Annotated in this window: 19 protein-coding genes and 1 other annotated feature; of the genes, 8 read left to right on the plus strand and 11 right to left on the minus strand. The window is 44.1% G+C overall.

From position 1 onward, the window contains the following. The first annotated feature begins 211 nt into the window (after nucleotides 1–211). The gene (locus BCT81_RS06415; RefSeq protein ID WP_102423567.1) at nucleotides 212–1,477 is read left to right on the plus strand and encodes a GGDEF domain-containing protein; all 1,266 of its coding nucleotides are present in this window, start codon (nucleotides 212–214) and stop codon (nucleotides 1,475–1,477) included. A 705-nt stretch (nucleotides 1,478–2,182) separates the two neighbouring features. On the opposite strand, the gene BCT81_RS06420 is transcribed toward BCT81_RS06415, so the two are convergent. The 9 genes from BCT81_RS06420 to BCT81_RS06460 form a co-directional block, all read right to left on the minus strand. Next, nucleotides 2,183–2,335, minus strand: coding sequence for a YoaH family protein (locus tag BCT81_RS06420; RefSeq protein ID WP_008224757.1), 153 nt, complete (start codon nucleotides 2,333–2,335; stop codon nucleotides 2,183–2,185). A 41-nt stretch (nucleotides 2,336–2,376) separates the two neighbouring features. Beyond that, on the minus strand, nucleotides 2,377–3,525 hold the full coding sequence (locus tag BCT81_RS06425) for a conjugal transfer protein TraF (protein WP_102423568.1): 1,149 nt from the start codon (nucleotides 3,523–3,525) through the stop codon (nucleotides 2,377–2,379). A gap of 50 nt (nucleotides 3,526–3,575) precedes the next feature. Beyond that, the gene (locus BCT81_RS06430) at nucleotides 3,576–4,463 is read right to left on the minus strand and encodes a DUF2861 family protein (RefSeq protein WP_102423569.1); all 888 of its coding nucleotides are present in this window, start codon (nucleotides 4,461–4,463) and stop codon (nucleotides 3,576–3,578) included. Next, the gene (gene vxrB / locus BCT81_RS06435) at nucleotides 4,463–5,122 is read right to left on the minus strand and encodes a response regulator transcription factor VxrB (RefSeq protein ID WP_102423570.1); all 660 of its coding nucleotides are present in this window, start codon (nucleotides 5,120–5,122) and stop codon (nucleotides 4,463–4,465) included. The genes BCT81_RS06430 and vxrB overlap by 1 nt, the downstream gene beginning before the upstream one ends. Next, nucleotides 5,097–6,569, minus strand: a complete 1,473-nt coding sequence (gene vxrA, locus BCT81_RS06440) for a sensor histidine kinase VxrA (protein WP_102423571.1) — start codon at nucleotides 6,567–6,569, stop codon at nucleotides 5,097–5,099. The genes vxrB and vxrA overlap by 26 nt, the downstream gene beginning before the upstream one ends. A 277-nt stretch (nucleotides 6,570–6,846) precedes the next feature. Then, nucleotides 6,847–8,244, minus strand: a complete 1,398-nt coding sequence (pntB, locus tag BCT81_RS06445) for a Re/Si-specific NAD(P)(+) transhydrogenase subunit beta (protein WP_102423572.1) — start codon at nucleotides 8,242–8,244, stop codon at nucleotides 6,847–6,849. A 10-nt stretch (nucleotides 8,245–8,254) separates the two neighbouring features. Further along, nucleotides 8,255–9,802 carry a Re/Si-specific NAD(P)(+) transhydrogenase subunit alpha gene (pntA, locus tag BCT81_RS06450; RefSeq protein WP_102423573.1) on the minus strand — a complete coding sequence of 516 codons (1,548 nt, stop codon included), beginning with the start codon at nucleotides 9,800–9,802 and terminating at the stop codon, nucleotides 8,255–8,257. 390 nt (nucleotides 9,803–10,192) lie between these two features. Further along, nucleotides 10,193–10,474 (minus strand): HlyU family transcriptional regulator, encoded by a 282-nt coding sequence (locus tag BCT81_RS06455; protein WP_102423574.1) that lies wholly within the window; start codon nucleotides 10,472–10,474, stop codon nucleotides 10,193–10,195. A 40-nt stretch (nucleotides 10,475–10,514) separates the two neighbouring features. After that, nucleotides 10,515–10,883, minus strand: coding sequence for a late competence development ComFB family protein (locus tag BCT81_RS06460; protein WP_102423575.1), 369 nt, complete (start codon nucleotides 10,881–10,883; stop codon nucleotides 10,515–10,517). A gap of 390 nt (nucleotides 10,884–11,273) precedes the next feature. Between BCT81_RS06460 and BCT81_RS06465 the strand changes: the two genes are divergently transcribed. The 3 genes from BCT81_RS06465 (at nucleotide 11,274) to BCT81_RS06475 (ending at nucleotide 15,426) form a co-directional block, all read left to right on the plus strand. Further along, a complete protein-coding gene (locus BCT81_RS06465) occupies nucleotides 11,274–12,473 on the plus strand; it encodes a GGDEF domain-containing protein (RefSeq protein WP_102423576.1) in 1,200 nt (399 codons plus the stop codon). 150 nt (nucleotides 12,474–12,623) lie between these two features. After that, nucleotides 12,624–14,975, plus strand: a complete 2,352-nt coding sequence (gene arcB, locus BCT81_RS06470) for an aerobic respiration two-component sensor histidine kinase ArcB (RefSeq protein WP_102423577.1) — start codon at nucleotides 12,624–12,626, stop codon at nucleotides 14,973–14,975. A 7-nt stretch (nucleotides 14,976–14,982) separates the two neighbouring features. Further along, the gene (locus BCT81_RS06475) at nucleotides 14,983–15,426 is read left to right on the plus strand and encodes a hypothetical protein (protein ID WP_102423578.1); all 444 of its coding nucleotides are present in this window, start codon (nucleotides 14,983–14,985) and stop codon (nucleotides 15,424–15,426) included. A 119-nt stretch (nucleotides 15,427–15,545) separates the two neighbouring features. Here the strand turns inward: BCT81_RS06475 and arcA are convergent, their stop codons facing one another. Further along, nucleotides 15,546–16,262 carry a two-component system response regulator ArcA gene (gene arcA, locus BCT81_RS06480; protein WP_004741534.1) on the minus strand — a complete coding sequence of 239 codons (717 nt, stop codon included), beginning with the start codon at nucleotides 16,260–16,262 and terminating at the stop codon, nucleotides 15,546–15,548. Nucleotides 16,263–16,840: 578 nt separating this feature from the next. On the opposite strand from arcA, the gene BCT81_RS06490 reads away from it, so the two are divergent. Beyond that, complete coding sequence (locus BCT81_RS06490; protein WP_061033359.1) at nucleotides 16,841–17,326, plus strand: putative 4-hydroxy-4-methyl-2-oxoglutarate aldolase; 486 nt, start codon at nucleotides 16,841–16,843, stop codon at nucleotides 17,324–17,326. A gap of 28 nt (nucleotides 17,327–17,354) precedes the next feature. On the opposite strand, the gene BCT81_RS06495 is transcribed toward BCT81_RS06490, so the two are convergent. Next, the gene (locus BCT81_RS06495) at nucleotides 17,355–17,813 is read right to left on the minus strand and encodes a ribonuclease regulator (RefSeq protein WP_102423580.1); all 459 of its coding nucleotides are present in this window, start codon (nucleotides 17,811–17,813) and stop codon (nucleotides 17,355–17,357) included. Nucleotides 17,814–18,131: 318 nt separating this feature from the next. Continuing rightward, nucleotides 18,132–18,250: a sequence feature (Thr leader region), on the plus strand. Between the two features lie 29 nt (nucleotides 18,251–18,279). Between BCT81_RS06495 and thrA the strand changes: the two genes are divergently transcribed. Genes thrA through thrC form a run of 3 tightly spaced genes read left to right on the plus strand, consistent with a single transcriptional unit; the run spans nucleotide 18,280 to nucleotide 22,996 of the window. Further along, nucleotides 18,280–20,739 (plus strand): bifunctional aspartate kinase/homoserine dehydrogenase I, encoded by a 2,460-nt coding sequence (gene thrA / locus BCT81_RS06500; protein WP_102423581.1) that lies wholly within the window; start codon nucleotides 18,280–18,282, stop codon nucleotides 20,737–20,739. A 17-nt stretch (nucleotides 20,740–20,756) separates the two neighbouring features. Next, a complete protein-coding gene (thrB, locus tag BCT81_RS06505) occupies nucleotides 20,757–21,713 on the plus strand; it encodes a homoserine kinase (RefSeq protein WP_008224344.1) in 957 nt (318 codons plus the stop codon). Further along, a complete protein-coding gene (gene thrC / locus BCT81_RS06510) occupies nucleotides 21,710–22,996 on the plus strand; it encodes a threonine synthase (protein WP_102423582.1) in 1,287 nt (428 codons plus the stop codon). The genes thrB and thrC overlap by 4 nt, the downstream gene beginning before the upstream one ends. The last annotated feature ends 102 nt before the right edge of the window (nucleotides 22,997–23,098 follow it).

Consider the following 23,098-nt stretch of genomic DNA (forward strand, 5'->3'; position numbering starts at 1 on the left):
GTACTTACTGAGTAAATTACATTCAAAATCAATGCTCTGCGTTCAATTTTTAAACTTCATCTTGGTCTAATGGCGCAGTTTGCTGTATAACCGTTACTTCTAGAACAGTTTTAGGTATAGCAATTCCAACGATACTAATACTCTAATCTTCGATTACGCCAACTCTAAGGCATTTCGTATTAGGTTCGAATCACGTGTACGGATTAACATCATGAGCGACAAAGCATTCCGCAAACTCAACATATTCCTCTCGATTTTTTGCTTGGCAATCACCCTATTGTCGCTAGTCTCTTTTGATAAACTAATGAACAAGAGCTACGTCATTAGTCCAGATAAATACCCTACACTCGCCAATACAGACAGAGATCATGATGGCGGTACGGTGGCCTCATTATATCAATCAAACAGCGGAATTGAGTTACAGTGTGACTTTAAGCGAACCTACAGCAAGCCTTTCTGTGAGGTTGAATTCGTTATATCGAAAGAAGGAAAAGGGTTAGATCTCTCTACGTACGACTCGGTAACCATTAACATGGATTACAAAGGACAAGAAAACCCAAGATTTCGCTTCTACATTCGGAACTACAACGAAGGTTATAGTGTGAAAGGCGATGCCATGTCTAACAAGTTCAATCGCTTAGACTTCTCGCTACCTGACGCAAGCCACATTGACTTAGGCTACTTCAATGTCCCTTTCTGGTGGATTGATCATTATAACCGCCCTGTCTCTGATAGCGCGGTAGACATCACGAACGCGGTATCTGTTGAACTCGGGCTTGGTGCTAGCACGCTTGCTGGACATCATTCACTTAATATCTCGAGCATTGTGTTCCACGGTAAAATCATCAGCAAGGCTTTACTCGGTGAGCTCTTAGTTGGGCTATGGGTAATATATGCCGTCTACTATGTCTGTTGTGCTCTACATATCGCTCGACGAAACAAAAGGCGCTTAGCACGGCAACAACGCCATCTAACCCAAGAGATTGAAGAGTTAAAGGTAAAGGCCACAACAGATCCGTTGACTGGCTGCAGAAACAGAACCGAAGCGCTAGATACCTTCTATGATTTCGAATGGTTAGCACAACAAGGAAAAATGATTCACGTCGCGTTGTTTGACTTAGACCATTTCAAACAAATCAACGACCAACACGGCCATGAAATAGGCGACAAAGTGCTCGTTCAGTTTGTCGCTACCACATACGAAACCCTTGGTGAACAGTATTTACTTTATCGCTGGGGCGGTGAGGAGTTTCTACTTGTTTGTCTAGAACAAACAACGCTACAGTGTCACGAATCAATCGATAACTTATACCTTGAAATGGGCACAAAGGCATGGCCGAACGGGTTAACTGTGACAGCCTCTACTGGTGTCACACAGCTTAAGCAGGATGAGTCTATACGTTCTGCAATCAAACGAGCAGATAAAGCACTGTATGAAGCAAAGAACAACGGACGAAACCAAGTCGTGACGTTTTGATTCCACCTCTTCGTTTTTCACCTGCGCGTATCTAAGTCCCTGTAAGATTGCGCCCAGCCAACTAAGTCCCTTAATGCTCGCCACTTTTGCATGGCAAGTCTTCTAATCTACCTGCTCACTCTAGTGGCTGTGAACCAACTTGTTTTAAGTTCAAACCACACACTTAAATAAATCACTATCCACCTCAACACAAACCTTGTATTTGACGTACTAAAGCCCCCCTCAGCTAATGCGTTCTGCTGCACTTGAAGTATGCGTATTTAAGTCTAAACAGCGATAGATGCACAGATCTGTCGCTGAATATCTTAATATCGGTGCTTGGAACGAACACTCCCACATTCAAACCACAAAACCTTACTCATGAGGCTTACCTTAATCTATTCGCTAAGAATTGAAGTCACAGCGTCACGATCGTTGAAAAAGCTCGAATATTGAACAACCTATGCCTGGTGACATAAATGCTGACACCAGACATGTCAGTTGTTTAACTTTCAGATCTTACTGTAATTTAATTACAGTTAGAAACCCAAAAAAGCCCTTAAAGTTGATTACTCTGATGTAACTTACTGAATAAACTTAACTTAAGCGTTTTGGATAGGTGAAAATTCAGGACGAATAAAGTGTTGGTATGAACGAGAGAATATACTACAGTGTAATATATTTAGTTATAGCGCATTAAACACGTAAAAAAGAAGGGCTAATGCCCTACTCTTCTTTATTACTCATTTCTTCACGAATTTGCTCAGCAACGATTTTGATAGCTTGTGCTGTGCTGACACCTTGGGTCATCATTTCTTGAATTCGCTCAACAGCTTTCTGTTGCTCTTCGTGAGAAAGGGTTGGTAAGTCGTTTAGCATGCTCTGCTCCTTTGTTTAGGAGCAGAACTATATAAGGACTGTTAGTAACTAGCAAGGAAATTGATAGATGCACCCATTGCATTTTCGTTTGTGTAGTTAGCACTTAGATCTAACTGAAACAAATTAAGAGGCGACAAACCGATACCCGCTGTGATGGTCCCTTCTGAATCAGAGTAAGCGAGGTTCTTGTAGTACCCTGCCCTTAGCTGCATTTGACGCAATAGGTCAACTTCAGTACCGACACGAATCATCTGCTCATTGTCTTCAAACGAAGTAAACTTTTCAGTTTCATTCAAATCGTAATCGACACTTAACGAGAAGTAGTCAGACACGATACCAGCACCAACGGTATAAACTGGCTCAAGCTGATAAGCGTATTTACCACCAACTTGGTGAGTGGCACCACTTGTGCTGCTAGTTAACGTTCGGGTTGTATCTTTCGTCTCAATATCTCTTGAGAACAAGTTGGTCGCAGCAACACCTACTCGGAACGGTCCGAAGAACCAAAGCGCACCTGCATCCATGTTAAATGCAGTTTCACCATTGCTGTTTTCTCTTACGTCAGAGAGATCGTAATCGTTAACCGATGCAATGTAGTTGTATGTGTAGATGCGTTGAATCTTAGGAGTAATACCAAAAGAGATGTGTTGGCCCATAAAGGTTTGGTATTTAGCAAGAGAAAGACCAACTTCAGCTACACCAATTGAAAACGCTTCAACGGTAGACAACTCAACTTTGTCCGTATCGGAACCGGTTGTGTAAACATCAGGTGTCGCAAAAGATTCTGTGTAGGCTTTAGCAAATAGGTTTGCAGCAACAAATTGGTTAGGTAGCGCGAACGCCACAACACCACCAAGCTCTACGTTCGCCTGGTTTCCATCAAGTTTGTTAAGAGCGGCATCTAAGTCTGCAGTATTTGAAGCGTCAATGACACTATCGATATTCGATTTCATATCGTTAGGATCATTATAATTACCACCAAAGCTAGGCGTAATCATACCCATATCATCATTACGACGGTAAATGGCAACCAATGCTGGGTTATAGAATGGAGCGGTTAGGAAGTTTGCAGAAACAACACCAACACCACCCATTGCATCACCACGCGCTTCAATGGCGTAGTTTGCTGCTGAAATAGGAAGACTGGCGAATGCAATTGACGCTGCGAGTAGTTTAGTAGTTTTTTTCATGCCGTTTATCTTTGTTAGATCCCTTACATAGTTAACGGCACAATTTTAAATTACTTTAACTCTTCTTCGCTAGAAATATCATAAGTTTTACTGATAGTTTGTGCTTGTTCTATCGCTATGTCACCTTGCCAACGCGAATGCACCATAGAAACCGCCAGAACATAACGGTCATTGGGCAGATCTTCGCCTGTCAGGTTCATCGGGTAATCCGATTCATAGCTCTTACCCCACACTTGTTCATAGCGCTCGTCGACATAATCGTACAAACCGATTTCTAGCTTAGGAAGCGGACAGTATGGGTTAAGCAGGTCTTTCTTATCTATTCGCCACGTATCTTTTGAAGCCCAGCGTACTTGCTGACGCATGGCAACTTCACCCAAAATGATCCATGTACTCCAAGAGTTACCCCCTTCGCCCTTTACGTTCAGGCGATACAAGCCAGAATCGAGCTGTGACGCTAAGTTATAGCGCTTGCGGTACAAACTGACCGAGGCGTTGTTAACCACTTCGCTTTCTTTGGTGAACTCGCTATCGGAAGAAACGACTTTATCTACCCACTTTTCGAAGGTGATGTTTTGGATTTCTTGTTCAGATTCGACATCAATTGAAACCCGAAATGTGTCTCGACCTGGGCTTTGGATGATGTGTCTCTTAACAACAACCGAGCTAATCCAGTCCGGTAGCGTTTTCTTAGTGAGGGTTTTACCACAATCTTTGTTCAACGCTTGGTCGAACAGTTCATTGAGGTGCTCTTCTCGAGATTGAGAAACATTGATTTGCCAAACTTCCACTAGAGAATCAAACATCTGCGGTAGATCATTATCCAACAAATGTTTATGCACTTGAGTGAGAGCATCGCTACTCTTAAACCAATCTGTGGCGTACGCGGTGTTAACCACACTCGACAGTATTAATAGTGGAAGTAAGGCTTTTTTCATTACGCTTTCATCTTGTAGCCAACGCCACGTAGCGTTTCGATCTCTAAACCTGGCAGTTTCTGTCTTAACTGAAGAACGTGCGTGTCTACTGTACGAGTTGTTGGGAAGTGGTTGTATCCCCATACGTGATCAAGTAGTTCGTCACGTGTAAATACGCGGCCTAGGTTGCTTGCCAAGAACAACAACAGGTCAAATTCAGTGCGTGTTAGCGTCACTTCTTGCTCATTGAAAAACACTTCACGTGTTGCCTTGTCGATAACAAGGTTTTGAGTGATAACTTTTGATGCGTCCTGTTCTTCAGCGTCTGGCAAACGAAGCTGAGCGCGAATACGAGCAAACAGCTCAGCTTCTGCGAATGGCTTCGTTAGGTAATCGTTAGCACCTGAATCTAGGCCCGCTACTTTGTCTTTTACTGTAACCAATGCTGTCAGCAAGATTACAGGAATATCTTTCTTCTTCTTCCAACCTGGAAGTGAATCTACTGAGTCACCATCAGGAAGTTGACGGTCTAGGATAACTAGGTCCGCTTGTTCCCAATAGCCTTCAACTTCAGAGATCAGTTCAGCATGTAAACATTCATACCCAGCTTGCTCTAGGCTAACTAATAGGCCATCAGCTAAATTCTTATCATCTTCAACGAGAAGCAATGTCTGTTTCACAAGGTATCTCCAAAATAAATGTTGTCGGGGGGCCGATTAACGTCATGTGACCGCCCATTTTTCCAACCATAGATTCTACTATCGTCAGACCTAAACCTAGTCCACTCTTACTCACGAATGGCTTTCTTAGTTGCCCCCAGTCTTTGCGGGACAAGTCTCCATTATCTATAACTTTGAATGTCAGCTTCTTGTCAGAAGTATTCAGTTCTAGTATCACTGGTGCGACACCGTATTTAACAGCGTTCCTGATCAGGTTATCGATACAGGTTCCTAACCAATATACGTTCACTTTTGCAGCGATATCTTGGTTGATGCGCAGTTCAATACCCGGCGCAAAATCTTCTTCAACTTTGTACTCTAACCACTCTTGGACACTTGGCACCCACTCAGTCGCGAGTGGTTGGTTGTCCGACTGTAGGTAGTCTTTACTTGCTTCTGCTAGCTGCCTTAAACGACGGGTGTCTTCACATAACCTACGGAACTCATCATATACCGATTCAGGTAAGTGTTCGAACTCACGTCTGAAGCCTTCAACGGTCAATGATAAGCTCGCAATCGGTGTTCTCAGTTCGTGCGTTAAGATCTGAAGAACCAACATACGACTCTTCAATTCCTGTTTCTTACTGTTCCAACGGTATATCGCCCAACCTAGTACAAGCATGATGTTGGCAATCACCAAGATGAACATTGCGACCTGAAGCAGTTCAGAGTGATCTTCAATTTCCCAACACACATTACCACGTTGGACGAAACAGCTCTTACCTTCTGAAGATAAGCTGAACGACAACCCTGCTAACGTCGCATTTTCATGCCAGTCAGACTCTGTGTATAGGTAATATCTGTCGCCCCGTTTGACCCACATTTCATCAAGTTCAACAAACATGCTTGCGCCGGCCAACAGCGCAGTGATGGCTTCGTTATCCATCTGTTTCAAGCGAGACAGTAGCTCATCATTCTCAGTATTCGGACGCTCTTGAATATGCATGTAGCGCTTCAGAGAGTCGAACTTTTCTGGGTATTTCTCAACATAACGTGCTGCATAAGAGCCACCACCTGGGTGAATCAGACCGCTACGGCTAAACCAACGGTCAGAGAGCTTGGTGCCTTTACACATCGCGCGTGTAAACACCAAAGGCTCCGTTATCAATGGGCTTAACGGCAACTTACCGCTACAAGTTTTTGATAACTGGTATAAGCGTTGAATATCTTTTAATGGGTACTCTGCTGTTTGCGGCAGCATTGAAGAAGGCGTGATCAAACGTGTCGGATAATCAGCCTGAAGCAATCGAATATCATAAGATTCGATCGCCGTTTCATGATCAAATAGTTTGGTGAAATTATCGATACGCTCAGGCAAAGAATCAGCAAACGCGTTTACTGATACTGATAACGTAGCGATAAGAAGAGTAAATGTTCTTTTGATGATCACAAACCAGCGCAAATTCATATAGATCAATCAAATATATACCATTCGCTTTCAAAGATAAATTTTAACCGCATGAAAAACAGCAAGAATGACGACTAACTGTCATTAAATTGACTTGATTGCGCTCAAAGCGAGCGGAGGTACTAGTCTAACGCATTAGAGCTAAGCCATTTCATCGTCGCTATGGGAAGCAATTAGTGCGCTCATGTTCTCTCGCATTCGCACTATTTCCCCCCACTCTGTGGGCACAAAAAAGGAGCTCAATTGAGCTCCTTACTTTTGTTTTTAGAACCGACCTCTATAGGTGCTCTAGAATACCTAGACAGCTTTGTTTAGCATCGCCAAACAGCATCTGTGTATTGTCTTTAAAGAACAATGGGTTTTGTACGCCTGCGTAACCCGTGTTCATAGAACGCTTGAACACGATAACGTTTTGAGCGTTCCAAACTTCAAGCACTGGCATGCCAGCGATTGGGCTGTTTGGATCTTCCAGAGCTGCTGGGTTTACGGTGTCATTCGCACCAATAACCAATACAGTATCTGTCTCGTCAAAGTCATCATTGATCTCGTCCATTTCAAGAACGATATCGTAAGGGACTTTTGCTTCAGCAAGCAGTACATTCATGTGACCCGGTAACCTACCGGCTACTGGGTGGATACCAAAGCGAACGTTTACGCCTTGTGCACGCAACTTTTCAGTAATTTCATGCACTGGGTACTGAGCTTGAGCTACTGCCATGCCGTATCCAGGAGTGATGATTACTGACTTAGAGTTCTTAAGCATCTCAGCCACGTCTTCCGCTGAAGTTTCACGGTGTTCACCTTGATCTTCATCGCCTTCAGACACTTGAGCTTCCTGACCAAAGCCACCAGCAATAACACTAATGAACGAGCGGTTCATTGCTTTACACATGATGTAAGACAGAATCGCACCCGACGAACCAACTAGCGCACCCGTTACGATAAGCAGGTCGTTTGCAAGCATGAAACCTGCCGCTGCCGCCGCCCAACCAGAGTAAGAGTTAAGCATTGAAACAACCACTGGCATATCTGCACCGCCGATTGATGCCACTAAGTGGTAACCGAATGCGAACGCGATAAGTGTCATCACCATCAGTGCGAACATGCTGCCATCTGCTTTAACAAACATGATCATAAGCAGTGTAGAAACCACAATAGCCGCTAGGTTCCATTTGTGCTTGTGAGGAATGTTCAGTGCAGAAGAAGAAATAACGCCGCGAAGCTTACCAAACGCAACAATCGAACCTGTGAACGTCACAGCACCGATAAACACGCCAAGGAACACTTCCACTAAGTGAATAACGTGCTCTGCATGAATATCAGCAGGGTTAAGTGACACTGCTGCCGGTGGATCGATGTAGCTGTTGTAGCCCACCAATACCGCTGCCATACCTACGAAGCTGTGCAGAATTGCCACCAGCTCAGGCATTTCCGTCATTTCTACTTTGCGTGCGTAGTGGATACCGATACCACCACCGATCACCATTGCTATGATGATCCAAACAATACCAGCCGAGTGAGGACCGAAGATCGTCGCGATCAATGCGATAGCCATACCAGTGATACCGTAATAGTTACCTGCACGTGCAGATTCCTGTTTCGATAGTCCAGCCAAGCTCATAATAAAGAATACTGCAGCAACAATATAAGCTGCTTGTACTAATCCTTCAGACATCTATTACTCCTTAGTCTTTACGGAACATTTCAAGCATACGTTTGGTCACGGTAAAGCCACCAAAGATATTGATACTTGCAATTAACACGGCAATAAAAGAGAGGAAAGTAACGACACCGTTGCCTTGTCCAATCTGCAATAGAGCACCTACCACAATGATCCCTGAAATCGCATTAGTAACAGACATCAAAGGCGTGTGCAGAGAATGGCTTACATTCCAAACTACGTAATAACCCACCACACAAGCAAGAACGAAAACGGTAAAGTGAGATAAGAACGCAGCAGGAGCCACCGAAGCTATCCAAGCGAATGCACCAACCGCAATGGCCATGCCTGCCGCTTTTTTAACTGGCGAAGTAGGCTCTTCAACTTTTGGCTCAGGTTTCGTTGCTTTTGGCTTAGCCTGTTGAGGTTGAGCAGAAACTTGAATTGGTGGAGCTGGCCAAGTGACTTCGCCCTCTTTAACGACAGTGACACCACGAAGTACAACATCTTCAAAGTCGATATTGATGTTACCGTCTTTCTCTTTGCAAAGTAGTTTCAGTAAGTTCACTAGGTTAGTCGCGTACAGTTGAGAAGACTGAGTAGGTAGACGACCAACCATATCGGTGTAACCGACAACCTTCACACCATTCGCTGTTGTGATCACTTGATCCGCAACCGTGTATTCACAGTTACCACCATTTGCTGCCGCAAGGTCCACAATTACGCTGCCTGGGCTCATGCTATCGATCATCTCTTTGGTGATAAGTTTAGGCGCAGGACGACCCGGAATCAGTGCTGTAGTAATAATGATATCTACGTCTTTTGCTTGAGCCGCGTAAAGCTCTTCCGCTTTCTTGTTGAACGCATCAGACATCTCTTTTGCATAGCCATCACCGGCACCTGTATCTTCCTGGAAATCCACTTCCAAGAATTCAGCACCCATCGACTCTACTTGCTCTTTTACTTCAGGACGAACGTCGAATGAACGAACAATTGCACCAAGGCTACCCGCAGCACCAATTGCCGCCAAACCTGCAACGCCGGCACCAGCAACCAGTACTTTCGCTGGTGGAACTTTACCTGCCGCTGTAATTTGACCAGTGAAGAATCGACCAAATTCATGTGCTGCTTCAACCACTGCACGGTAACCCGCGATGTTTGCCATAGAACTTAACGCATCGAGTGCTTGAGCTCTTGAAATACGAGGCACGGAATCCATCGCCATCACATTGATGTTACGGCTCGACAGATGTTCCATTAATTCAGGGTTTTGAGCAGGCCAAATAAAGCTGACCAGAGTAGCGCCATCGTTAAGTAGGTCTATTTCATTTTGAGTATCGTCAACGATTGGAGCGTTAACTTTAAAGACAATATCGGATTTCCAAGCTTCATCTGCGCTTACAACTTTTGCTCCAGCTTCTTCATAAGCTGAATCCTCAAAACTTGCTAGCGCACCTGCTTGTGATTCAACACAAACTTCAAATCCTAATTTTAGAAGCTGTTCGACCGATTTCGGCGATGCAGCGACTCGCGTTTCACCAGCGAGCGTTTCTCTTGGTACACCTATCAACAAATTAGACTCCTTGTGTATCAATTTGTGATTATTATTCTTACCAAAGGCAAATTAAAGAGATCGTAAGCGCACTTGGATACACCAATTTGCATAACTACTCTTTCACTATTGGCACATGACTTATTCGTTTGTATCTAACGACAACTAATACTTCAAGCGTTTTGTTCAAAGAACAGAAAAAGTTATTACTTATAACGATTTGGATGGATTTTGAGCAGTTATTTGAACTAAATGATGCACGGCTCGAATAAAGAGGTCAAACCACTTGCTAATAATCCTTTTAATAACAACCGTCTAGCTGTTCTTTGTCCCTAAAACTAAAAAGAGCTTTCAGCATATACACTGAAAGCTCTCTAAATTATGACTAGCATCAATTCTAACCCTAATTGGTTAGCTAAATATGCTGTCGCCCATTTGGTCGATGAACATTTGCGATTTCTTGAGCATCAATTCATTGGCGTCTTCTTTGTTTGAAACAACATCTGAACGAATAAAACGATGCGTTTTAAGTTCCCCGTCAATTTCTTTCTCAATGCGCCCAGCAACACGGTATTGACCAGATTCAGCAATGGCATCTTGATAGATATTGAAGCCCTTATATTCGACTGGCTCAATATCTACTTTTTGTTCGGTTTTTTCTTTGCCACCAAATAATCTAGAAAAGAATCCCACGTTTTTTTACTCCTTCAATGATGGTACTACGACTAACCTATCACGACTGTTTACGATCCAACAATGGCTTTTCATACCATTGCAATTCTACGTCTTCATCAAAATTGTGTTGACTAAATATGATCGGCATATTGTCGTTACGATCGCGTCTTCTATCGTCAATAATCATACTTTCTGCATTTTTGACCGCGATCTCACTATTTCTTTTGTACAGAACGAGTTTGTCTTCAGGTAACGCGGAAAGAAAATCAATATCGAACCGAATATAGATGGGTTTTAGCTGCCCTAGTGCTAAACATGCGAGATCTGCCAGCTGCTCGCTAGTATAACTAGACACATACTCTTCAGTGGCTAAAACTTGCCCCACCAGCGTTTCCATATAGTTATGTACATCCACACTAATTTGCATGCTACACCTCCATTCATAGTCCAATGTAACGTTCAAACTCAAATTATTGAGCGGCATTGAGATATGTGTTTCTAACTATAGAAAACACTCTAACGTTCATTTTTAACGCAAATATTACACCGTTTTATAACCCAACATCCTGGGTGGCGATTAACAAGCTCAGTTTTGTTAAGTATCTATAACGACTAATTAATTTCTCATATATACTGTGTAGTTCGTTCTGCGGTTAATAGCAACTCAAACACATATAAACATAGTTGCACCAAAAGCGACTTATGACCATGTTTTCGGTCTCAATTAAGCAAAATGCTTGGCAAGCGCTTATTTAACCGTATCCTACGTATAGTATTAATTAACAAGATCATCATTATAGTTAGGCTCACCACGTAAATGGCATCTTCTTTTGTAACGTCGAGCATGTTTCGATTTTGCTTCCCCTTATTTCTCCTAGCAATATTACTTGCAGGCATGAACAACGTCATACTGGTGACGGATTCAAACTTAGGGTTTGCTAGCAACCTGCCATACATTCTATTGAGTGTAGCCGTATTGCTATGCCACACGTTCAGACAAGGACGCATGGCGATGGTTTCTGTGACGATGCTTGTTGCCTATCTTGTTATACAAATCCGCCTACAAACCCCCTTAAGTACAGGAACCACATTACTAGAGCTTTCTCTATTAGCCGCCTTAGTACCAGTTACTTGTTTGCTTGTGTATGCCTTCCCCGATACCGGTGTAAATTCCAAGTCAATGTTCTTATACGCGCTCGTTTTAGTCCTATTTATGATATGGGCGCAGCTGATCGTTTCTCACTTCCATGCCGGAGGTTTTGAATCATGGAGTGAAGGGCTACTGTTTACCGTTAGGGACTTTTCCAAACTGCCTTTTGTGTTGGTGTTGTACAGCCTTTGCTTAGTTGGCTTAACTGCGATTTTGGTGTTGGTTTACAATCGCTCTATCGATGTCGTTGTCTACAGTGCGATTTTGTTGGCTTCCAGTACCTTCATCTTTTTCGATGTTCAGTACATATCAAGTACCATGTTTTCGTTATCTGGCACCTTAATCATTATCTATGTGATGTCTGCGAGCCACGATATGGCATTCAACGACCAATTGACGAATATCCCCGGTCGACACGCGCTAGAAGTCGATATGAAGCATTTAGGGCGTAAGTATTCAATGGCAATGGTCGATATTGACCACTTTAAAAAGTTCAACGATACCTACGGTCATGATATTGGTGACGATGTGTTGAAGCTTGTAGCCAGTATTTTGAAAGAGACCACTGGCGGCGCTCGCGCTTATCGTTACGGTGGTGAAGAGTTCGGCTTTATCTTGCCAAACACGACTGCTGATGGGGCATTAATGGTGGCGCAACGCATTCATGATGAAGTGCTCAAGCTTGGGCTGATTCATGAAAAGTCGACCGTTTCTGAATTCATTACCGTCAGTATTGGCATTATCTCTTACGTGCCTACCCCTAATGATGAGATGGAGTCTGCGGTAGCGTTAGCCGACAGTGCGCTTTATCAAGCTAAGTCTGATGGCCGAAACCGTTCTAGTGTGCATCCATCGTCGATTCGCTAAACAAATTTATCACTGACTTAGCCTTTATTTACTTGGGTTATCTGTTTTAAACAATATAACCCAGCTCTCTTGCTGCATGTGATGTAGCTAGCTTACCTCCTATCTTCAAACAGGGTAGAATGTTGCTAGTCTTATCGCATGGAGCGCTAAATGAAACCCATGAAAAATCTCGCCCAGTATTACGTGGATCTACTCGTAAAGCTTGGGATTGTCCGCTTTTCTATCTTACTCGCCTTAGCGCTTGTTGCCCTCGCTGTTGTCGTGCAAGTCGGTATCACTCTCGCACTTAAAGGTAATGTTGATGACATCGACATTGTCCGCTCAGTATTCTTCGGTTTAGTGATCACACCTTGGGCCGTTTACTTTCTGTCAGTGGTTGTTGATCAGCTGGAAGAGTCTCGTCAGCGTTTAGCTAAGTTAGTCTCTAAACTTGGCGACATGCGAGAGCGCGACCAAGAGCTGAATAATAAGTTGCAGCTTAATATCGAGAAGCTTAATCAAGAAATTGAAGAGCGTGAAAAGGCCGAAGAGGCGCGTGCTGAAGCGATGCATGACCTCGAGAATGAAGTATTTCAGCGTGAGCGCACTCAGCTTGAACTTGCAGAGCGAACGGCACTGCTGCGCTCGTTTATCGATGCCTCGCCTGACCTTATTTACTACCGTAATGAGGACGGCGTGTTCTCGGGTTGTAACCGAGCAGTTGAGGAGCTCACTGGCAAGACAGAAAAAGACTTGGTGGGTTTGACGCCGTGGGATGTCTACAGCAAAGAAATCGCTCAGCAAGTTGTTGAAACCGATAAGAAAGTTTTTGCCGACAACCAGGCGCTCACCTACGATCAATGGCTCGAATACCCAGATGGGCGTAAGAGCTACTTCGAACTGCGTAAGGTGCCTTTCTACAGTAAAGATGGTCGCCACCTTGGTTTGGTGGGCTTTGGTCGTGATATTACCGAACGCAAAGAACACCAAGAGTCTATCGAGAAAGCGAGTCGCGATAAGACCACCTTTATTTCTACTATTAGCCACGAGTTAAGAACACCGCTTAATGGCATTATTGGCTTAAGCCGCATGTTGCTTGATAGCCAGCTGACCAGTGAGCAGCGCAAACAGATGCAAACCATAAAAGTGAGCGCTGTAACACTGGGTAATATCTTCAACGATATTATCGATATGGATAAGTTCGACCGTCGCAAGCTTGAGCTATTCCCAACCCCGATCAACTTTGAAGACTTTGTTGTGGAGATCGAAAGTATCTCGGCACTGATGGCTGAACAGAAAGGTTTGAGGTTCGACTTAGAACGGTTGTCTGATCTTCCTGTGGCTGTTGAAGTTGATGGTACTCGTTTGAGACAGGTGCTGTGGAACCTTGTTAGTAACGCGATGAAGTTCACCAAAGATGGTGGCGTGGTGATGACTGTTAGCGCCGATATTGATGGTGATTTTGCCAACATCACTATGGAAGTTGAAGACACAGGCATTGGTATTCCTGAAAGTGAGCTCGAGAAAATCTTCGCGATGTACTATCAGGTGAAATCAGGCACCGATAACTTGCATGCAGTGGGAACCGGTATTGGTCTTGCTGTCTCTAAACAGTTGATCAACATGATGGATGGTGACATTGAGGTAACCAGTGAAGAGGGCTTTGGTAGTACCTTCACGGTTTCGATTCGTGTGCCTGTTAATCATGATACTCAAGCCTTGATTAAGACACCTCGAAAACAGTCGAACCTTAAGATCTTCATGGTTGAAGATATCGAACTCAATATCACGGTTGCGCGCTCTCTGTTGGAGAGCCTAGGTCATGAAGTGACGGTGGTGATGACTGGTAAAGAGGCACAAATTGCCTTCAACCCAGAAGACTATGACTTGGTATTGTTGGATATCCAGCTACCAGATATGACAGGCTTCGATATTGCTCAGTACTACCGTGAGAAATACAGCAAGCTACCGCCATTAGTGGCATTGACTGCGAATGTACTTAGCAACAAGCAAGAGTACTTCCAGAAAGGTATGGATGAGGCGATCAGTAAACCGCTATCCGTGAGAGCGATTCAAGATGTGATCAGCGAACTTATCGAGGATGCACCAGAGGTTGTTGAAGAAGCTGAAGTGACCGAAAAGGTTGATGAAAGTAAGCCGACGATTTCTTCTATTGATACCAGTTTGCTTGATATTGATATGCTAGAGTCTTATGTTGACATTGTTGGACCGAAGCCGGTTTTAGATAGCATCGTGATGTTTGAAGATATGATGCCGGAGTATATGGAAATATTGAACTCCAACATGGTCGCGAAAGACCAAGCCAGTATTGTCTCTGAGGCGCACAAGATTAAAGGTGCTGCAGGTTCAATTGGTTTGAAGCGCATCCAGCAAGTGGCTCAGAAAGCTCAATCTCCAGACCTACCAGCTTGGTGGGAAAACATTTCAGATTGGGTCGATGAGATTAATAACGAATACCAGAATGACATTGAAGTCTTAAAGAGTTGGTTAAACCAAAGGTAGAAGAATAATGAAAAAATTAGCATTCGCCGCATGCGTAGTGGCATTAGCGGGCTGTGCTGCACCACAAGTTGAGTGGCAGCAGGACAACCAAGTTGAAGTATCTGCAGCGACAGTCACAATGAAAAGCAACCTTTGGCACAACAAGATGCCAACGATCGGAGAGACTCAAGACAAAACTCTGCATGGCGCTATTTACCTAGAGTCAGATTCAGAATTACCAGCAACACTGGCGGTGGAGAGCGTGACCGTTAAGCAAGGCTCAGATACCTTGTTAGTAACGGCTGACGATCTTGATCTAAGAACGCACAGCGAGACTCAGTGGGAAGTCGCGTTTGTATGGCAGCTAGAGATCGACAGCGAAAAGCCGGTTGATGTTGCGGTTGAACTGAAAGACGGTGAGACGGTGAAGTGGCTGGTGGAGAAAGACATTAAGGTTGATACGGTTTACTAACTTCAACTCAGCACAACAAAAAAGGGAGAATGCGTTGGCATTCTCCCTTTTTAATAACCATTGATTGCGCTTCAACTGTTTAAACACTATGTGCTAAACGACTAGAAACGCGAATCGAATTAGTCTTCTAGGTCACCACAAAAGCGGTAGCCTTCACCGTGAATCGTTGCGATGATTTCTGGAGTACCAGAAACAGATTCAAAGTGCTTACGAATACGACGGATTGTTACGTCTACAGTACGATCGTGTGGCTTAAGCTCACGGCCAGTCATCTTCTTAAGAAGGTCTGCACGTGTTTGGATCTTACCTGGGTTCTCACAGAAGTGAAGTAGAGCACGGAACTCTGAACGAGGTAGCTTGTAGCCTTCGCCATCTGGGCTAACCAGAGAACGACTGTTGATATCTAGTACCCAACCGTTGAACTCGTACTTCTCAACGCTGCGCTTCTCTTCTTGAACAGAGCTTGTGCTCATTGAACGGTTAAGAAGGTTGCGTGCACGAATAGTCAGTTCACGAGGGTTAAAAGGCTTAGTGATGTAATCATCAGCGCCGATCTCTAGGCCAAGGATCTTATCAACTTCATTATCACGACCAGTTAAGAACATAAGCGCTACATTTGCTTGCTCACGTAGTTCACGCGCAAGTAGTAGGCCATTCTTACCTGGAAGGTTGATGTCCATAATTACAAGGTTAACTTGGTTGTCAGATAGCACTTGGTGCATCTCTTCACCGTCGCTAGCCTCAAAAACAGCATATCCCTCTGCTTCAAAAATACTCTTTAGAGTGTTACGAGTTACTTGCTCATCTTCAACGATAAGAATCTGCGGGGTTTGCATTTGGCGGTACCTAAATTTGTGACGAAACTGTGCTAATAGAATAAATTCTAGGCAAAAACATAACATACAGGTAATGTATTTTTGATGATAACTTAAAGTTTTCAAAAAAACACTTACTTCCAGCTATCTGCCTTCCTTGAAGTATTGCCCAATAACGTAGATCCAGTACGCCTTTCAATCATTCTTTTAGTGATTGCAACGGATTCTATAATGTTAACAGCATGCTAACAACGCGAGAATGTTAATTCCATTCACTTTGTTGATTTACATCAATTGCCGTATCGCAACAAACTTTAATAGTATGGCTACAACTTAACCAGTGTTATGGTGACTATTTAGCAGGAAAACCAGAATGATTATTCGAGATAGTGATCACATCTCGCCTGCTAAAGAACCGATTATGAACCAAGGAAGCCGAAAGCTGTCTTTAGATTCTAGTAGATAAATATGTTCAATCAAGCCTAATTCAGTATTAGATTGAGCATAGAACAATGAAAACAAAGGAATAATTTTTAATAACAATATAAAAGCATAGGGGCTCGCCTGATTTACAGGTTTGCCTTACTCATGGAGGATATATGCACGATATAACACCTGACTTATGTGATGAGTTTGAAAGCAAAGTCACCCTACTTAACCTACCTTTGCAGAACTTCGGACAACGTGGTGCGTTCTGGGGAAAAATTGTAACAGTTCGTTGTTATCACGATAATTCGAAGGTTCGCGAAGTTTTAGAGACTGACGGCAGCGGCAAAGTATTGGTTGTTGACGGAAATGGCTCGTGTCAAAAAGCACTGCTTGGTGACCAACTCGCGATTCTTGCCATAGAGAATGGTTGGGAAGGCGTGATTGTAAACGGTGCTGTACGTGATGTTGGAATGATGTCACAAATGGACTTGGGTGTTCAGGCGCTAGGTGCATCACCATTCAAAACAGAGAAGCGCGGTGTGGGCCAAGTGAATGTGACATTGACAGTGCACAATCAATTGATTCAGCCTGGTGATTACATCTATGCAGATTGGAATGGTGTGTTAATTTCATCTGAGCTGCTGCTCGAATCTTAGGTTATTTACCTATATCAAGCTTATTAGGTTAGAAGCGAAATCCTAATCCTACTTCGACACCTTGCTGCCACTCTTCGTAATCAAGGGTGGCATGCAAATCCAAGTTGTCTGTCAGTTGTACTCGGCTCGATACTTCAGCTGCGACAGACTTCTCATTCTCTTCGGTTTCATCTTTATAGGTATGAAGAGAACTGTTGAAAGAGATCCTTTCTGAGAACTGGTAACTGACACCGCTCAAGAATCCACTTTCGTGTTTCAATGACGCACTGTTGATGCGCGTACCGACATAAAGATCCACATCGTCAAACAAGCTATAGGCGTAGCCACTGTCGACTTTCCACGTATCGAAACTCTCGTTGGATGCATTTTGGGATGAGATAAAGAATTTGTGTGCCGAACGATCAATCTGACCAGGCAATAAGGGCAAGCTATTCGCAGAACAAACAACAGGCATAGCAAAGGCTAAAAGAATAAGTAATCTCTTCACTTCCCACTCCTGATGTCATTTATTATTGTTCTTTGAACGTTATCGTTCAATTAAAGCACAGTTCTTGTACGCTTGCTGAACAATCGATATAGCATTTTGTTATGACCTTATATGAAATTGATTGCTTTTCTCTGTTCGTTAATCAAACTGTATCTTCGAATTGTCGGTGCACACTGGATGTTTTATCACTGAAATGACGGTTTGCTCTGAAAAACGGTCTGAATGTAAAAAAAACGCAACTTTTCATTGACGTCTAGTGGTAAAAATTGATACACGTAGAGTAAAGCACAAGCAGAGAATTTGATATGCAGCACGTAAGCCACCTAGTAATGACCACAACCATTATTATTACCGACATTAACATTGTTGGGGCAGGCTGCTAAGTAACGGATTTTAAAAAAAAGGCCTGTATCCAACAAGATACAGGCCTTTTTTTGTACCATTTTTATGACTTATGGAGAAAGGGATGCGCGTTTTAAAGTTTGGAGGTTCATCATTAGCTGATGCAGATCGTTTTTTACGAGCGGCTGATATCATCGCTAATAATGCCCAGCAAGAAGAGCTAGCCGTTGTACTATCGGCTCCAGGAAAAACAACCAATAAGTTGGTCGCTGTTATTGAAGCTGCACTAAAAAATGGTGAAGCTGACGCACAGATTACAGAGATCGAATCTTCATTTAATGCACTATTTGCAGAGATCAAAGCGGTCGTACCTTCAATTGATGGTTCTGCGTTCCAAGAGCAGGTGGATACTTCTCTTGCTCAGCTAAAGCAGTTCGTGAATGGCATCAATCTACTTGGAATGTGCCCAAACCACGTCAACGCTCGCATCATCAGTAAAGGTGAGCGAATCTCTATCCAGTTAATGAAAGCAGTGTTGGAAGCGAAAGGCCAACCAGCAAGCCTGATTGACCCTGTTCAATACCTATATGCTAAAGGCGATCACCTTGAAGCTATGGTCGATGTGGATGTCTCTACACAGAACTTCCAACAATCACCACTTCCGAAAGGCCACGTTAACATCATGCCGGGCTTTACTGCTGGTAATGAAAAAGGTGAGCTAGTCACGCTTGGTCGTAATGGCTCTGACTACTCAGCAGCTGTGCTAGCGGCGTGTCTACGTGCAGATTGCTGTGAAATCTGGACTGATGTCGATGGCGTTTACAACTGTGACCCGCGCTTAGTTGATGATGCCCGTCTGCTTAAATCACTTAGCTACCAAGAAGCAATGGAGCTTTCTTACTTTGGTGCTTCGGTTCTACACCCGAAAACTATTGCTCCTATCGCACAATTCCACATTCCTTGTCTGATCAAAAACAGCTTTAACCCACAAGGTGCTGGTACTTTGATTGGTCAAGACACTGGCGAAGATAACCTAGCAATCAAAGGCATCACGACACTAAGTGACCTAACGATGGTTAACGTATCGGGCCCAGGCATGAAGGGTATGGTTGGTATGGCGAGCCGCGTATTCGGTGCGATGTCTTCGGCTGGCGTATCTATTGTTCTTATTACTCAATCGTCTTCTGAGTACAGCATCAGCTTCTGTATCGAGTCGGCTGATAAGTTAAAAGCTAAGCAAGTGTTATCAGAAGCGTTTGAACTTGAGCTTAAAGATGGCCTGCTAGAGCCAGTTGAGTTCATGGATGACGTTGCTATCGTGACCTTGGTGGGCGATGGCATGCGTACTTCACGAGGTGTCGCTTCTCAGTTCTTCTCTTCTTTAGCTGAAGTGAACGTGAACATTGTTGCGATTGCACAAGGCTCATCTGAGCGCGCTATCTCTGCGGTTATCCCTGAAGATAAAATTTCAGAAGCAATCAAAGCGTGTCACGAGAACCTATTTAACTCCAAGCACTTCCTTGACGTATTCGTTGTTGGTGTTGGCGGTGTTGGTGGCGAACTTGTTGACCAGATCCAACGTCAGCAAGGCAAACTGGCTGAAAAGGGCATCGTGATTCGCGTATGTGGTTTAGCCAACAGCAAAGGTTTATTGCTAGACAGTGAAGGCTTACCACTAGAACAGTGGCGTGATCGCATGTCGAGTGCGACAGAAGAGTTCAGCCTCGCTCGCTTAGCCGCTCTTGTTCAACGTAACCATATCATCAACCCTGTATTGGTTGACTGTACGTCTAGCGAAGATATTGCGGCGCAGTATGCTGATTTCCTAGCAGCAGGTTTCCACGTAGTAACACCAAACAAGAAAGCAAATACAGCTAGTATGGCTTACTACCATCAGCTGCGTGAAGTCGCACGTAACTCACGTCGTAAACTGATGTACGAGACAACGGTTGGCGCAGGTCTACCTGTAATCGAAAACCTACAGAACCTAATCTCTGCAGGTGATGAGCTTGAGAAATTCAACGGCATTCTGTCTGGTTCTCTTTCTTACATCTTCGGTAAGCTTGATGAAGGCATGACGTTAAGCCAAGCAACCAACATTGCTAAAGACAACGGCTTTACTGAACCGGATCCTCGTGACGATCTATCTGGTATGGATGTCGCGCGTAAGCTACTTATCCTTGCTCGTGAAGCTGGCATGGCACTTGAGCTTGAAGATGTAGAAGTTGATCAAGCTCTACCACCAGGTTTTGATGATTCAGGTACGGTTGAAGAGTTCATGGCTCGCTTACCTGAAGCGGACACTTACTTCCAAGAGCAATCAGCTATCGCAGCAGAAGAAGGCAAAGTACTTCGTTATGTTGGTGAGATCGCCGATGGTAAATGTAAGGTTCGTATCGCAGCTGTTGATGGCGACGACCCAATGTTCAAGATTAAAGATGGCGAGAACGCGCTAGCATTCTACAGCCGTTACTACCAACCAATCCCACTAGTACTTCGTGGCTACGGCGCTGGTACTGAAGTAACAGCAGCAGGCGTATTCTCTGATGTGATGCGTACTCTTGGTTGGAAATTAGGAGTTTAGGAATGAGTTCAAGTGATATGGATGTTGTCGTTTATGCTCCTGCATCAATCGGTAATGTCAGTGTAGGGTTTGATGTGCTGGGGGCCGCTGTGTCTCCAGTGGATGGCACACTGCTGGGTGACCGAGTTATGGTTAAAGCAGGTGATGAACCATTCTCACTTAAAACAGCTGGCAGCTTTGTTTCTAAGCTGCCAACTGAAGCGAAAGAAAACATCGTCTACGACTGCTGGGTGGTGTTCTCTAGAGAGCTAGATAAAAAAGGCGTTGCGCTTAAGCCACTGGAAATGACGCTAGAAAAGAACATGCCTATCGGTTCTGGTTTAGGTTCAAGTGCATGTTCAATCGTCGCGGCGCTTGATGCGCTAAACCGTTTTCATGGTCAGCCACTGAATGAAACTGAACTGCTTGCCCTAATGGGTGAGATGGAAGGTAAAATTTCAGGTGGTGTGCATTACGACAACGTAGCACCTTGCTACCTTGGTGGTGTGCAACTCATGCTTGAAGAGCTAGGCATCATTAGCCAAGAAGTGCCGTGCTTTGATGACTGGTACTGGGTGATGGCTTATCCGGGCATTAAAGTATCTACGGCTGAAGCGAGAGAGATCCTACCATCTCAGTACCGTCGTCAGGATATCATTGCTCATGGTCGCCACTTAGCGGGCTTTATCCACGCGTGTCACTCAGGCCAACCTGAACTGGCAGCGAAGATGATCAAAGACGTGATCGCTGAACCATATCGTGAGAAACTGCTTCCAGGGTTTGCTGACGCACGTAAATACGCGCTGTCGGCAGGTGCATTGGCTACTGGCATTTCTGGTAGTGGCCCAACTCTATTTAGCATTTGCAAAGAACAAGATGTCGCCGAGCGTGTTGCACGCTGGTTAGAACAAAATTACGTACAAAATGAAGAAGGATTCGTTCACGTTTGTCGCCTAGATAAGCAAGGTTCGATCGTTACAGGAAGTGAGTTATGAAACTGTACAACATCAAAGAAAATGATGAACAAGTCTCTTTTGGCCAAGCCGTTCGTCAAGGCTTAGGTCGCAATCAAGGTCTATTTTTCCCATCTGAACTGCCAAAGTTTGATGATATCGATGCGCTGCTAGCAGAGGATTTTGTCCCTCGTAGCTCAAAGATTTTGTCGGCACTTATCGGTGATGAACTACCGAAAGAGCAGATTGATCAAATGGTGGATGCAGCGTTCCAATTCCCTGCGCCAATCAACCAAGTAAAAGATGGTGTTTACGCACTTGAGCTTTTCCATGGCCCAACACTGGCGTTTAAAGATTTTGGTGGTCGCTTCATGGCGCAATCTCTTGCGGCAGTTTCAAATGGCGGTCAAATCACTATTTTGACAGCAACATCAGGTGATACTGGTGCAGCCGTTGCGCATGCTTTCTACGGCATGGAAGACATCAACGTTGTGATTCTTTACCCGAAAGGCAAGATCAGCCCGCTACAAGAAAAGCTATTCTGTACGCTGGGTAAGAACATCCACACGGTAGCGATTGATGGTGACTTTGACGCGTGTCAGGCGCTAGTAAAAGATGCATTTGATGACGCAGCACTGCGTGAAGAGATTGGTCTTAACTCAGCAAACTCTATCAACATCAGCCGCCTGATGGCTCAGATCTGTTACTACTTTGAGGCAGCTTCTCAGCTAACCAAAGAGCAGCGTGAAAACCTGGTTATCTCTGTACCAAGTGGTAACTTCGGTAACCTAACTGCGGGTCTATTAGCGAAAGCGCTTGGCCTACCAGTGAAGCGTTTTATCGCCGCTACCAATGAAAATGACACGGTTCCTCGTTACTTAGAAACTGGCGAGTGGGCTCCAAAACCGACAGTTGCGACAACATCGAACGCAATGGATGTGAGCCAACCAAACAACTGGCCACGTATCGAAGAGCTTTGCCAACTGAAAGGCTGGGGCTTGGATACACTGGGCAAAGGTAAAGTATCTGACGAGCAGAGCGCTGAATCAGTACGTGACCTTAAAGCGCAAGGTTACCTTTGTGAGCCACATGGTGCTATCGCTTACCGTCTATTGGATGAACAGTTGCAAGAGGGTGAAACTGGCTTGTTCCTATGTACAGCGCACCCAGCGAAGTTCAAAGAAGTGGTTGATGATATCCTAGGTTCAGACATTGAACTGCCAGGTCCGCTAGCTAAACACGCTGCAATGGAGTTGTTATCTGAAGATTTAGATAATGATTTTGAAGCACTAAAAGCAGTACTACGTCGAGTTCAACCAGCGTAATTTTTATTTGCGTGTAGGACCTGATGGTTAAGAGAAAGGTGAATGAGCAGTCATTCACCTTTTTTATTGCCCAATAGCTTATAAAGTTAACTTTATTTAGGT

It is taken from the genome of Vibrio sp. 10N.261.52.A1 (assembly GCF_002876325.1).
In the GTDB taxonomy this organism is placed as follows: Bacteria; Pseudomonadota; Gammaproteobacteria; order Enterobacterales; family Vibrionaceae; genus Vibrio; species Vibrio chagasii.

Bases quoted from the DNA above. Each gene is read 5' to 3' on its own strand.
- BCT81_RS06415 (WP_102423567.1), top strand. From the start codon at position 212: ATGAGCGACAAAGCATTCCGCAAACTCAACATATTCCTCTCGATTTTT.
- BCT81_RS06420 (WP_008224757.1), bottom strand. From the start codon at position 2,335: ATGCTAAACGACTTACCAACCCTTTCTCACGAAGAGCAACAGAAAGCT.
- BCT81_RS06425 (WP_102423568.1), bottom strand. From the start codon at position 3,525: ATGAAAAAAACTACTAAACTACTCGCAGCGTCAATTGCATTCGCCAGT.
- BCT81_RS06430 (WP_102423569.1), bottom strand. From the start codon at position 4,463: ATGAAAAAAGCCTTACTTCCACTATTAATACTGTCGAGTGTGGTTAAC.
- vxrA (WP_102423571.1), bottom strand. From the start codon at position 6,569: ATGAATTTGCGCTGGTTTGTGATCATCAAAAGAACATTTACTCTTCTT.
- pntB (WP_102423572.1), bottom strand. From the start codon at position 8,244: ATGTCTGAAGGATTAGTACAAGCAGCTTATATTGTTGCTGCAGTATTC.
- BCT81_RS06460 (WP_102423575.1), bottom strand. From the start codon at position 10,883: ATGCAAATTAGTGTGGATGTACATAACTATATGGAAACGCTGGTGGGG.
- BCT81_RS06465 (WP_102423576.1), top strand. From the start codon at position 11,274: ATGGCATCTTCTTTTGTAACGTCGAGCATGTTTCGATTTTGCTTCCCC.
- arcB (WP_102423577.1), top strand. From the start codon at position 12,624: ATGAAACCCATGAAAAATCTCGCCCAGTATTACGTGGATCTACTCGTA.
- BCT81_RS06475 (WP_102423578.1), top strand. From the start codon at position 14,983: ATGAAAAAATTAGCATTCGCCGCATGCGTAGTGGCATTAGCGGGCTGT.
- arcA (WP_004741534.1), bottom strand. From the start codon at position 16,262: ATGCAAACCCCGCAGATTCTTATCGTTGAAGATGAGCAAGTAACTCGT.
- BCT81_RS06490 (WP_061033359.1), top strand. From the start codon at position 16,841: ATGCACGATATAACACCTGACTTATGTGATGAGTTTGAAAGCAAAGTC.
- thrA (WP_102423581.1), top strand. From the start codon at position 18,280: ATGCGCGTTTTAAAGTTTGGAGGTTCATCATTAGCTGATGCAGATCGT.
- thrB (WP_008224344.1), top strand. From the start codon at position 20,757: ATGGATGTTGTCGTTTATGCTCCTGCATCAATCGGTAATGTCAGTGTA.
- thrC (WP_102423582.1), top strand. From the start codon at position 21,710: ATGAAACTGTACAACATCAAAGAAAATGATGAACAAGTCTCTTTTGGC.